The organism is Massilia sp. Soil_C_3 (assembly GCF_057657035.1).
In genome coordinates this window covers 399338-411709 of the sequence record NZ_JBDGJG010000003.1, presented here as the reverse complement: position 1 = coordinate 411709, position 12372 = coordinate 399338, and the positions used below count along the sequence as shown (strand labels likewise).

The window sequence follows — 12372 nt, the reverse complement described above, 5'->3', positions numbered from 1 at the left end:
TTACTTCTATTTACTGCTAAGTGAGCAACCTTCTACGGTTGTCTGATGGATAGGTAAAACCGCCCGACGCGGCAAACAGGGCGTTCTTCCCGGCGCGCTCTAGCGGCAGGTCACGGTGTTCGAACCGGCTGGATGCGCAGGACGCGGGGTGGGCGATGCCGACCACGCGTCTGGAATGGATGGGTGAAGGGTGCGTGGCATAGCCAGACGCAGGGTGACGTCTCGTTGTTGCATGCTTATCTCCTCGTTATTTTTTTACTTCAAGCACATGTTACGAACATCTCTATTAACACGAATGTTATCGCAACCATCCCAGTCTACTGGTCAAAAATAATGATTGTCAACAAAATATTCCGAACGTAGCGAAAGCGCAAATGTTATGCATACCAGGCGCTCCTGACGAGCCGCTTGCCGAACCACCATCGGGCGCCTTCTTGCCATGATCCGCTCAACAAAACGCTTTCAAATCGAAAAGGTTCGCGCTAACATTCCCGCAGCCGGATGATACAAAACAAACATTCCGGATCAAAAAACATGGAGACAACCTCATGCATCGACTCTTCGGGCGGCTCTGGGCCGCGTTTCTTTTCGGCATGCTGCTCTGCATTCCGACCCATGCCGCCGCAGAGGATGGTTATCAGCTGTGGTTGCGCTATCAACCCCTCCCCGCCGCCCAGCGCGCGCACCTGCCCGATTCGATCCTGGTGCTCGGCGCCGACAGCCCGACCAAGGGCGCCGCGCGCGCCGAATTGCAACGCGCCCTGCAGGGAATGCTGGGCAAGGCGCCTGGCATCGTCGACAAGGCGCGCCTCGATACCATCGTGCTGGCGCGCGGCGCCGACCTGCCGGCCGGCCTGGATACCGCGTCCGCAGTACGCAATGAATTGAAAAAGCTTGGCGACGAAGGCTACCTGGTACAGCGCGCGAAGCTGAACGGCGCTGCCGTCACCCTGGTCGCTGCCAATACCGACGCCGGCCTGCTGTATGGCAGCTTCGCCTGGCTGCGCGAGCTGCAGCTCCCATCGGGCAAAGGCGCCGACAAGATCGCGCTGGCCTCCAGCCCCACCCTGCCCCTGCGCGTGCTGAACCACTGGGACAACCTCGATCGCAGCGTCGAGCGCGGCTATGCCGGCGAGTCGATCTGGAACTGGTGGGAACTCCCGCACATCATCGATCCGCGCTACACCGACTACGCGCGCGCCAATGCCTCGCTGGGCATCAACGGCACCGTATTGAACAACGTGAACTCCAAGGCCGAGGTGCTCGGCGCGCCGTTCATCGCCAAGGCCGCCGCCATCGCCGACGTGCTGCGTCCCTACGGCATCCGCGTCTACCTGTCGGTGCGCTGGTCGACCCCGCTCGAGATGAAGCAGACGAAGACGGCCGATCCGCTCGACCCCGAAGTGGCCGCCTGGTGGAAGAACAAGGCCGACGAGATCTACCGCACCATCCCCGATTTCGGCGGCTTTTTGGTCAAGGCCAATTCGGAAGGCCAACCGGGCCCGCAGGACTACCGCCGCAACCACGCCGACGGCGCCAATATGCTGGCGCGCGCCGTGGCCCCGCACAAGGGCATCGTGATGTGGCGCGCCTTCGTGTACGCCTCGCCCGAGGAGTCGAAGGCGGGCAAGGCGCACGACCGCGCGGTCGAGGGCTATGACCAGTTCATCCCGCTGGACGGCAAGTTCGACGACAACGTGCTGGTGCAGGTCAAGAACGGCGCGATCGACTTCCAGCCGCGCGAGCCGGCCCACCCGATGTTCGGCGCGATGCCGAAGACGCCGCTGATCATGGAATTCCAGATCACCAAGGAATACCTGGGCTTCGCCACCCACCTGGCCTATCTGGGCCCCATGTTCCAGGAAACCCTGGAATTCGATACCCGCATTGGCGGGCGCAAACTCACGGTGGCCGACACCATCCAGGGCAAGCAGGGCCGCGTAGGCGGCATCGCGGGCGTGGCCAATATCGGCAGCAGCCGCAGCTGGAGCGGTTCGATCTTCGACCAGTCCAACTGGTATATGTATGGCCGCATGGCCTGGGACCAGGGCCTGGACAGCCGCGCCATCGCACGCGAATGGGCGGCCCAGACCTTCAGCCCGGATGCACGCCTGCTGGACCCGGTCGTGAACATGATGATGCGTTCGCGCGAAGCCGTGGTCGACTACATGACGCCGCTCGGCCTGAACCACGTGATGGGCAGCAGCCATCACCATGGTCCGGCGCCCTGGGTCGACAACCTGGAACGCGCCGACTGGAATCCGATCTATTACCACCGCGCGGGCCGCGACGGCATCGGCTTCGACCGCACCGCCAAAGGCAGCAATGCCGTGGCCCAGTATGCGCCGGAGGTCGCGCGCCGCTTCGCCGACCCGAAAACGACGCCGCCGGAGCTGCTGCTCTGGTTCCACCGCCTGCCGTGGGATTACCGGATGCCGTCCGGCCGCACCCTGTGGGAAGAGCTGGTGACCCGCTACGACCACGGCGTGGCCGAAGCCGCCGCGATGCAGGCCGAGTGGCAGCGCATGAAGCCCTTCGTCGACGCCCAGCGTTACGCGGATACCGCCCAACGCCTCGCCCAGCAGCACGTCGAAGCGCAATGGTGGCGCGACGCGAGCATCGCCTACTTCCAGGACGTGTCCGGGTTGCCGTTGCCGGCCGGCGCGCGCAAGCCTGCGCAGTCGCTCGACCACTACAAGTCGATCCGCTTCCCGTATGCCCCGGGGATTTGAGACTGCCCCGTTTGCCTGAATGACTTCTGGAGATGAGATGAACCCGATTCAACGCGCCGCCACCCCGACCATCGTGGAGATGCAGGTGATCCCGGTCGCGGGCCGCGACAGCATGCTGCTCAACCTGTGCGGCGCCCATGCGCCCTACTTCACCCGCATCCTGGTGCTGTTGAAAGACAGCGCTGGCCGCACCGGCATGGGCGAGGTGCCCGGCTCGAACGGCATCCTGCTGGCCCTGCAAAAGCTGGTGCCGCTGGTAGAGGGCACGGAGATCGGCCACCACCGCCGCACCCTGAACCGCCTGCGCGCCGCCATCTCGGGCGTCAGCCACCAGGTCACGTCCAGCGCCGAAGCAGCGGTGATGAAGCAGCCGCACGAGATCAACCTGCGCCTGGAAAACGTGGTGACGGCCGTCGAGGCGGCCCTGCTCGACCTGCTCGGCCAGTTCATGGGCGTGCCGCTGTGCGAGCTGCTGGGCGACGGCCAGCAGCGCAGCCACGTGCCGATGCTGGCCTATCTGTTCTATATCGGCGACCGGGGCCGCACCGACCTGGGCTACGATGACGACGCCGGCCGCGACGGCTGGTACCGGGTGCGCAACGAAGAAGCCCTTACTGCCGAATCGATCGGCGACATGGCCGCGGCGGCGGTCGAACAATATGGCTTCAAGGACTTCAAGCTCAAGGGCGGCGTGATGCGTGCTGAGGAAGAAATGGAAGCTGTCGCCGCGATCAAGCGCCGTTTCCCCGACGCCGGCGTGACGCTCGACCCGAACGGCGCCTGGTCGCTGCGCGAGGCGATCGACGCCTGCCGCGGCCAGGGCCACCTGCTGGCCTATGCCGAAGACCCGTGCGGCCCCGAGGGTGGTTATTCGGGCCGCGAGATCATGGCCGAATTCAAGCGCGCCACGGGCATTCGCACCGCCACCAATATGGTCGCCACCGACTGGCGCCAGATGGCCCATTCGCACCTGCTGGGCGCAGTGGACATCCCGCTGGCCGATCCGCATTTCTGGACCATGCAGGGTTCGGTGCGCCTGGCGCAGCTGTGCCACGACTGGGGCCTGACCTGGGGTTCGCACTCGAACAACCACTTCGACGTCTCGCTGGCGATGTTCACCCATTGCGCGGCTGCCGCGCCGGGCGCCATCACGGCGATCGACACCCACTGGATCTGGCAGGAAGGCCGCGAACGCCTGACGACCGAACCGCTGCAGATCGTGGGCGGCCAGGTGGCGGTGCCGGAGCGTCCGGGCCTGGGCATCGAGCCGGACATGGCGCGCATTGATGAGGCACATGAACTCTACAAGAAGGTGGCCGGCGGCGCGCGCGACGATGCGATGGCGATGCGCTACCTGCTGCCCGACTTCAGCTACGATCCGAAGCGCCCCAGCATGGTGAAGCCATGAAGGAGGCCCAATGATTGCGGCAGTCCTGGGCCGGGTCCGGGGCGGCACCGTCCGCGGCCTGCGCTGGTGGATGATCAGCCTGATCATGCTGGGCGCGGTGGTCAACTACCTGACCCGCAGCTCGCTGGCCGTGGCCGCTCCTACGCTCCTGACCGAGCTGAATATCACGACCCAGGAATACGCGTACATCACTGCGGCCTTCCAGGGCGCGATCATGCTGCAGCCGCTGTGCGGCTACGTGCTCGACGTGATCGGCCTCAAATATGGCTTCGCGATCTTCGCCACCGCCTGGTCGCTGATCTGCATGGCGCACGGCATGGCCACCAACTGGCAGACCCTGGCCATCCTCCGCGGCCTGCTCGGCTTCGCCGAAGGCTCTGCCAACCCGGCCGGGATGAAGGCGGTGTCCGAATGGTTCCCGGCCAAGGAGCGCGGCCTGGCCGGCGGCGTGTTCAATATCGGCGCCTCGTTCGGCTCGATGCTGGCACCGCCGCTGGTGGTGTGGGCCATCCTGCACTACAACTGGCAATCGGCCTTCGTGATCACCGGCGCCCTGGGCCTGGTGTGGGTATGCGCCTGGCTGCTGCTGTACGACGCGCCGAAGCGCCACCGCCGGCTGTCCGAGGCCGAGGCGGCGCACATCGCCGCCGGCCAGGAAGACCATCTTGCCGGCGACGGAACCAAGCCGTCGGTCCTCAGCATCCTTAAAAAACGCAATTTCTGGGGCATCGCCCTGCCGCGCTTCCTGGCCGATCCGGCCTGGGGCACGCTGGCGTTCTGGGTGCCGCTGTACCTGACCACGGTGCGCGGCTTCGAGCTGAAGGACATCGCCATGTTCGCCTGGCTGCCCTTCCTGGCGGCCGACCTGGGCTGCATGTTCGGTCCGGTGGTCGTGCTGGCCCTGCAAAAGCGCGGGGTACGCCTGATCAATGCCCGGCGCGGCGCGTTCACCCTCGGCGCCATCATGATGATGGGCGTGGCCTTCGTCGGCTACGTCGACAACGCCTATGCCGCGATCGCCCTGCTCAGCCTTGCAGGCTTTGCCCACCAGACGCTGTCGGTCACCGTCATCACCATGTCGTCCGACCTGTTCCGGCGCAATGAAGTCGCCACCGTGGCCGGCATGTGCGGCACCTTCGGCAACCTGGGCCTGCTCATCTTCTCGCTGCTGATCGGTACCCTGCTGGCCAGCGTCGGCTACACGCCCTTCTTCGTCAGCCTGGCGGTGCTCGACCTGATCGCGGCGGTGCTGCTGTGGACGCTCGTGCGCGAGCCAGAACCTCTTACGACACAAAAAACATGATCCACAACCCGATCCTGCGCGGATTCAATCCCGACCCGTCCATCGTGCGGGTCGGCGACGACTACTACATCGCCACCTCCACCTTCGAATGGTATCCGGGGGTGCAGATCCACCACTCGCGCGACCTGGTGAACTGGCGCCTGGCCGGCCGGCCGCTCAATCGCGCCAGCCAGCTCGACATGCGCGGCGCGCCCGATTCCTGCGGCGTGTGGGCGCCGTGCCTGACGTATGCGGACGGCCTGTTCTGGCTGATCTACACCGACGTCAAGCGCTATGGCCGCACGTCGACCGGCGGCGCCGGCGGCAGCGCCTCGCTGCGCGATTTCCATAACTACCTGGTTACCAGCCCGAGCATCGACGGGCCGTGGTCCGACCCGGTGCACCTGAACAGCAGCGGCTTCGATCCGTCGCTGTTCCATGACGACGACGGCCGCAAGTACTTCCTGAACCAGCTGTGGGATCACCGCCCGGGCGGCAAGCGCTTCGCCGGCATCGTGCTGCAGGAATACTCGGTCGAGGAACGGCGCCTGGTCGGCAGCCGCACCAATATCTTCGCCGGGACCGAGCACGGCCTGACCGAAGCGCCGCACCTGTACCGCCGCAACGGTTATTACTACCTGCTCACCGCCGAAGGCGGCACCGGCTGGAACCATGGCGTGACCATGGCGCGCTCGCGCGAGCTGCTCGGACCCTACGAGCTGCACCCGGATGTGAACGTCCTCACCACGCGCTCGCGTCCCGACGCCGCGCTGCAGCGCGCCGGGCATGCCGACCTGGTCGATACGCCCGATGGCCGCACGTATATGGTCTACCTGTGCGGCCGGCCGCTGCGCAACCGCGGCACCTGCACGCTGGGGCGTGAGACCGCGATCCAGGAAGTGGTGTGGGGAGAAGACGGGTGGCTGCGCACACTCGATGGCGAGGGCATGCCGCAACTGGAAGTGGAAGCGCCCGGCTTGCCCTCACATCCTTTCGAGCCTCAGCCCGCGCGCGCCGAATTCGATGCGGCAGAGCTGCCGATCGATTTCCAGTGGTTGCGTACGCCGTATCCGGAAGAACTGTTCAGCCTTACTGAACGCCCCGGCCACCTGCGCCTGTTCGGACGCGAGAGCTTGGGCAGCACGTTCCGCCAGGCGCTGGTGGCGCGGCGACAGCAGGCGCACTGCTTCAGCGCGGCGACGTCTGTCGAGTTCGAGCCGGAACACTTCCAGCAGCAGGCGGGACTGGTCTGCTACTACGGCGCCGCCAAGTTCCACTACCTGTACATCACGCACGACGACGACACCGGCAAGCACCTGCGCGTGATGAGCAGCCTGCCCAACCACCTGCAGGCGGATGCGTTTACCGCACCAATCGCCCTGCCCGCTGGCGTGCCAGTCAAACTACGGGTCGAGGTGGATGAAGAACGCATGGTGTTCGGATACCGCCTGGACGACGGTCCCTGGCAGTGGCTGCCGCAGCAGTTCGACGCCAGCATCCTGTCGGACGAGGCCAGCGCGCCCGGCCAGCCCAATTTCACGGGCGCCTTCGTCGGCATGGCCTGCCAGGACATGGCCGGCACCGCGCTGCATGCCGACTTCGATTATTTCGAGTACCGCGAGCGGCCTTACCTCAGCCGACTGTAGGCGCAGTTGTCGAACTGCTGCAGCGGCACCGCCGCTGCCAGCGCGGCGTAACCAGCATGCGACGGGTGCAAGCCGTCGCCGCTGTCATGGGCCTTGGCCAGGTAGGACGGCCGTGACGGATCGCGCAAGACCGCGTCGAAATCGACCACGCCGTCGAAGGCCTTCTCGCTCCGTACCCAATCGTTGACCGCCTGGCGCAGCGCTTCATTGTGCTGCGCTGGCGCGTAGTAGCCGCTGCCCATGAACGGCGTGATGGTCGCACCGATCACGCAAATCCCCTTTGCATGGGCGCGCGCAATCATCTGCAAATGGGCTTGCTTCAAGTCCTCCAGCATCGCCTCGATCGCCTGCGGCGTGTCTTCCTTCGAGCGGCGCAGCACGCCGATATCGTTGACGCCGATGAAGACGACCGCATGGCTCACGCCATTTCTTGCCAGGACGTCGCGCTCGAAGCGCGTGACGAGGCTCGGGCCCAGGCCCTCGCGCAGCAGACGGCCGCCGCCGATGCCGGCATTGATCACGGCGAGCTGCCGCTTGCCGTCCTGGGCGATGCGCTGCACCAGGTGATCGGTCCAGCGGTTGTTGGCGTCGGTGGTGGCGCCGTAGCCGTCGGTGATCGAGTCGCCGATCACGACCACGGCCCGCGCAGCGGGGGCCGCGCTGACTTCGACGTCGGCCAGCTGGTGCCAGCGGGTGACCGTCTTCGCATCCGGGAGACTCGCGGCCATGGTCTGGCGGCCCGGGGCCAGGTAAGTCGTGGTGCGCGCGCCGGCGTGGCCGGTCTGCTGGCCGGCCGCATTCGCCAAGTGCATGGTGACGGCGATATCGAGGCCGCTGGCCGCCGCCAGGTCGACCGGGTCGCTGACGTATTCGGCGCCGGCCGGTATGCGCACCGAGGTGCTGCCGTTGAAGCGCAGGCCCTGGAGCGAACCTGCCACCACCTCGGATGAACCCGGCCGCACCGCGCGCGCGATGCTGACCTCGTTCACGACCAGCATATCGCTGCCATAGGCATTGCTGATCCGGACCCGGACCTGGCTGCCGCCCAGCGACAGGCGCACGACCTGGCGCACGGTGCCGTCCTTCCACAGCTCGGCCGGCATGGCTTCGGCCTGGCCGTATGACATCTGGGACGTGCCCCAGCTAGCGACCCAGTGACGGGCCCCGCTATCGTTGGCAGCCGGTGGGAATGCGCAGGCGCCCAGGCCGAACGCGGCCAGGACGGCGATGGCCAGGCGGCCTCGACGATAAGTATGCAAGATGGTCTCCGGTGATGGCATGGCCTGCGGGAGGCAGGACTACCAAATCTGTAACGCTAATGATAGCGCAACCAAACCGGACGTAAAACGAAACTTTCAGGCGAAGATGCGTACCGGCGGCCGGATCCGCGGCGCAGCGTCGGACTGGCGCCGCACCAGCGTGAACGCCGTTCTGATGTGCTCGGGAGCGGCCGGCAAGCCGGTGCGCTCGGCAGTGACGCGCTGGACGATGCATTCGATCGCCGCCTCGGCCATGTCCATGGTCGGCTGGCGCACGGTGGTGAGCGCCGGCCAGATCGTGGTCGACAGCGCGGTGTCGTCGAAGCCGACCACCGTGATATCGCCCGGCACGTCGAGCCCCAGGCGATGCGCCACCGCGACCGTCGCGGCGGCCATGTCGTCGTTGCTGGCGAAGATCGCCGTCGGACGGTCGGGCAGCGCCAGCAGGATCTCGGAGGCGTCGAGTCCGGAACGGTAGTTGAACATCCCCTGTGTCACCAGCTCGGCCGCGGGGTCGGCGCCGAACTCCTTGATCGCGGCCTGGTAGCCTTCCAGCCGCGCCGCGCTGGCCGACTGGTAGGGATGGCCGCTGATGAAGCCGATCCGCTGGTGGCCCAGCTCGATCAGGTGGCGCGTCATCTCGTAGGCGGCCTGGCGGTCGTCGATGCCGATCGCGCTGGCCCGCGCATCGGGCTGGCCGCAGGCGATCAGGGCCAGCGGAATGCCGGCGTCGACGATGCGCGCCACGATCTCGGCGTTGTCGACCAGCGGCGGCGGCAGGATGATGCCATCCATCTGGTTGTCGATGAGGCGCTGGGTCTGCTCGACGATCTGTTCGCCGTCGGCGCATTTCTCGACCAGCAGCTGGACGTTGTTCAGGCTGACCTTGTTCAGCAATCCCAACAAGACCTCGGTGAGATAGGCGCCGCTGCGTACGCTGGGCATGCTGTACAGGAAGCCGATGCGGATCGGGCGCGAGCCGGCCAGCAGGCGCGCCTCGGGGTTCGGCGCGTAGTTCAGGGCTGCCGCGGCGGCGGTCACCTTCTTGCGCGTGCTCGGACGCACGGTCGACTTGCCGTTCATGACGCGCGAGACCGTCATCGGCGACACCCCGGCAAGCTTGGCCACATCGGCCATGTTCGGGCCACGCTTGGCCTCCGCTGGGGTAGTGAGTCCGATATGGGAAGTAGGCATGCGGGGCGACCTCTGACAGAACGATGGTAACGCGATGTTAGCGCGAACTTTAATGATTTAATTCTAACACGCAGCGCCGTACTTACATCCATCTCCAGGCTTATAACTGCTATGCGGATTGACAATAAAGCGGTTGACGGCAGCATGGCATCTCATCCACAATCGAAAACAATGATTGCGCTAACTTTTTATTGGTCAAGCGTGATACATGCGTAACCCGGCCTTCTCGCGACAGCCCGCTGGCGCTCGAAGGTCTGATGGTTGCAATTGCTTTTCAACACATAGATTGGCAAGACAATGACTACAATTATTAAAGCGCAGCCGACGCTGGAGACAACTGAAAAAATCGGCTATGCACTGGGCGACCTGGCCGCCAACCTGATCTTCCAGACCCTGCTCACCTTCCTCGCTTTCTTCTACACCGACGTCTATCAGATCTCACCAAACGCCGCCGCCAGCATCATCTTCATCGGTGGCCTGGTGGGCGCCTGCTTCAACCCGCTGATGGGCATCATCGCCGACCGCACCTCGACCCGCTGGGGCAAGTTCCGTCCCTGGATCCTGTGGACCTCGGTGCCGTTCGGCCTGGTGGCGATCCTGGCCTTCAGCACGCCCGACCTGGGCGAGCGCGGCAAGTACATCTACGCGATGCTGACCTACATCCTGCTGATGCTGGTGTACTCGGCCAACAACCTGCCCTACTCGGCCTTGAGCGGCGTACTCACCGGCAGCATGGCCGACCGCAACAGCCTGTCGTCGTACCGCTTCGTCGCGGTGCTGATCGCGCAACTGGTGATCCAGGTGCTGCTGCTGCCGCTGGTGCTGATCCTGGGCGGCGGCGACAAGGTGGCCGGCTTCCAGACCGTGATGATGTTCTTCGCGGTGGCCGGCACCATCTGCTTCCTGATCACCTTCTTCACCACCCGCGAACGCATCGTCCCCACCCAGAGCCAGCGCTCGAGCATCAAGCAGGACGTGGCCGACCTGATGCGCAACCGCCCCTGGGTGGTGATGCTGGTGCTGACCATCCTGGTGTTCATCACGCTGTCGCTCAAGGGCGGCATGTACATCTTCTACTTCCGTAACTTCCTGCAAGAGGCGGCGCTGGCGGCCTTCCTGAGCGACGTCGGCTTCCTGAGCTTCATCGACGGCCTAAACACGCTGCTCACCGGGATGGGCCTGACGCAGTTCCACTGGCCGGAAGACGCCGCCACCTCGGGCTTTTCCCTGTTCAACGCGGTCGGCATCATCCTGATGATCGTCGGGATCGGTTTCTCCAAGCCGCTGGCTGACCGCTTCGGCAAGCGCGACGTGTTCGGCGCCGCCCTGCTGCTGGCGGCCGTGTTTCGCCTGAGCTACTACTGGATCGGGCCAAGCTCGATCGGCCTGGTGTTCGGCGCCCAGATCCTGTACGGCTTCTTCTACGGCATCACGATCCCGCTGCTGTGGGCAATGATCGCCGACGTCGCCGACTACTCGGAATGGAAGAACAACCGCCGCGCCACCGCCCTGCTGTTCTCGGCCATGATCTTCGGCCTCAAGGCGGGCCTGTCCATCGGCGGCGCGCTGGTGGCCGCCCTGCTGTCGGCCTATGGCTACGATGCCGCCCTGGCCGTCCAGTCGGGCCAGGTCGCCGATGGCGTGCGCCTGTCGGTCAGCGTCTACGCCGCCATCCCCTTCCTGCTGGCCGTGTGCTGCCTGGCGGCGTACGACATCCGCAAGAACACCGAGCTGCAGATCGAGCGCGAACTCGGCGAACGCCGCGCACTCGCCGCCCAGCAGTGATTTTCATTTGAACCCGAACCAGACAACAGCCATGCCTGAAACCATCGACAAAGACCACGTGCAGTCCCTCAAAGAGCGCGCCATCTCCGCGCCCCTGCTCGATCACATCTATATCGCCGACCCGTCCGCCCACGTGTTCGACGGCCGCATCTACATCTATCCTTCGCACGACATCGAGGCCGGCGTGCCGTTCAACGACGACGGCGCCCATTTCGCCATGGAGGACTATCACGTCGTCTCGATGGACCACCCGGGCGCCGAAGCGGTCGACCACGGCGTGGCCCTGCACGTGCGCGACGTGCCGTGGGCGGCGCGCCAGATGTGGGCGCCCGACTGCGCGCGCAAGGACGACAAGTATTACCTGTATTTCCCGGCCAAGCGCCCGGACGGCATCTTCCAGGTCGGCGTGGCGGTCAGCGATACGCCCACCGGCCCGTTCACGGCGCAGCCGCAGCCGATCGCCGGCAGCTATTCGATCGATCCGGCCGTGTTCGGCGACGACGATGGCGAGTTCTATCTCTATTTCGGCGGCATCTGGGGCGGCCAGCTGCAGAAGTACCGCGACAACCTCTATAGCCCCGACCATGAAGAACCGGCGGCGCACGAGACGGCGCTGCAGCCGCGCGTGGCGCGCCTGCGCGGCGACATGCTGGAGCTCTGCGAAGAACCGCGCGCCGTGCGCATCCTCGACGCCGACGGCAACGAACTGCTGGCCGGCGACCACGATCGCCGCTTCTTCGAGGCGCCGTGGCTGCACAAGCACGACGGTAAATACTATTTCTCGTACTCGACCGGCGACACCCACCTGCTGTGCTATGCGACCGGCGACAGTCCCTACGGCCCGTTCACCTACCAGGGCCAGATCATGACCCCGGTGATCGGCTGGACCACGCACCACTCGATCTGCGAGTTCGAAGGCCGCTCGTATCTCTTCTACCATGACAGCAGCCTGTCGGGCGGCGTCACCCACCTGCGCTCGGTGAAGGTGACCGAGCTGCATTACGACGACGACGGCAAGATCGTCACCATCTCGCCCTATCGCCAGGACTGAGAGCAGTCATAACAC

8 protein-coding genes are annotated in these 12372 nt (G+C 65.4%); 6 read left to right on the top strand and 2 right to left on the bottom strand.

Annotated elements, in window-relative coordinates; all coding sequences use genetic code 11:
* The first annotated feature begins 548 nt into the window (after positions 1-548).
* From AC3A6F_RS07560 to AC3A6F_RS07545, 4 genes are read left to right on the top strand one after another with little or no spacing between them, the layout of a single operon-like run.
* Positions 549-2732 carry an alpha-glucuronidase family glycosyl hydrolase gene (locus AC3A6F_RS07560; RefSeq protein WP_487679420.1) on the top strand — a complete coding sequence of 728 codons (2184 nt, stop codon included), beginning with the start codon at positions 549-551 and terminating at the stop codon, positions 2730-2732.
* 37 nt (positions 2733-2769) lie between these two features.
* On the top strand, positions 2770-4140 hold the full coding sequence (locus AC3A6F_RS07555) for an enolase C-terminal domain-like protein (protein ID WP_487679418.1): 1371 nt from the start codon (positions 2770-2772) through the stop codon (positions 4138-4140).
* Positions 4141-4150: 10 nt separating this feature from the next.
* On the top strand, positions 4151-5443 hold the full coding sequence (locus tag AC3A6F_RS07550) for an MFS transporter (RefSeq protein ID WP_487679416.1): 1293 nt from the start codon (positions 4151-4153) through the stop codon (positions 5441-5443).
* Entirely contained in the window at positions 5440-7068 is a 1629-nt protein-coding gene (locus AC3A6F_RS07545; protein ID WP_487679414.1) for a glycoside hydrolase family 43 protein, read from the top strand. Before AC3A6F_RS07550 ends, AC3A6F_RS07545 begins: the two co-directional genes overlap by 4 nt.
* On the opposite strand, the gene AC3A6F_RS07540 is transcribed toward AC3A6F_RS07545, so the two are convergent.
* Together AC3A6F_RS07540 and AC3A6F_RS07535 are read right to left on the bottom strand one after the other, a co-directional pair.
* Positions 7050-8327 (bottom strand): SGNH/GDSL hydrolase family protein, encoded by a 1278-nt coding sequence (locus AC3A6F_RS07540; protein ID WP_487679412.1) that lies wholly within the window; start codon positions 8325-8327, stop codon positions 7050-7052. The two genes, AC3A6F_RS07545 and AC3A6F_RS07540, sit on opposite strands and share 19 nt — an antisense overlap.
* A 96-nt stretch (positions 8328-8423) precedes the next feature.
* Entirely contained in the window at positions 8424-9521 is a 1098-nt protein-coding gene (locus AC3A6F_RS07535) for a LacI family DNA-binding transcriptional regulator (RefSeq protein ID WP_487679410.1), read from the bottom strand.
* Positions 9522-9818: 297 nt separating this feature from the next.
* Between AC3A6F_RS07535 and AC3A6F_RS07530 the strand changes: the two genes are divergently transcribed.
* Both AC3A6F_RS07530 and AC3A6F_RS07525 read left to right on the top strand, forming a co-directional pair.
* A complete protein-coding gene (locus tag AC3A6F_RS07530) occupies positions 9819-11306 on the top strand; it encodes an MFS transporter (RefSeq protein WP_487679409.1) in 1488 nt (495 codons plus the stop codon).
* A gap of 31 nt (positions 11307-11337) precedes the next feature.
* Positions 11338-12357, top strand: a complete 1020-nt coding sequence (locus AC3A6F_RS07525; RefSeq protein ID WP_487679407.1) for a glycoside hydrolase family 43 protein — start codon at positions 11338-11340, stop codon at positions 12355-12357.
* The last annotated feature ends 15 nt before the right edge of the window (positions 12358-12372 follow it).

Coding starts and splice junctions, on each gene's coding strand:
- AC3A6F_RS07525 (WP_487679407.1), top strand. CDS start 11,338: ATGCCTGAAACCATCGACAAAGACCACGTGCAGTCCCTCAAAGAGCGC.
- AC3A6F_RS07530 (WP_487679409.1), top strand. CDS start 9,819: ATGACTACAATTATTAAAGCGCAGCCGACGCTGGAGACAACTGAAAAA.
- AC3A6F_RS07550 (WP_487679416.1), top strand. CDS start 4,151: ATGATTGCGGCAGTCCTGGGCCGGGTCCGGGGCGGCACCGTCCGCGGC.
- AC3A6F_RS07545 (WP_487679414.1), top strand. CDS start 5,440: ATGATCCACAACCCGATCCTGCGCGGATTCAATCCCGACCCGTCCATC.
- AC3A6F_RS07560 (WP_487679420.1), top strand. CDS start 549: ATGCATCGACTCTTCGGGCGGCTCTGGGCCGCGTTTCTTTTCGGCATG.
- AC3A6F_RS07535 (WP_487679410.1), bottom strand. CDS start 9,521: ATGCCTACTTCCCATATCGGACTCACTACCCCAGCGGAGGCCAAGCGT.
- AC3A6F_RS07555 (WP_487679418.1), top strand. CDS start 2,770: ATGAACCCGATTCAACGCGCCGCCACCCCGACCATCGTGGAGATGCAG.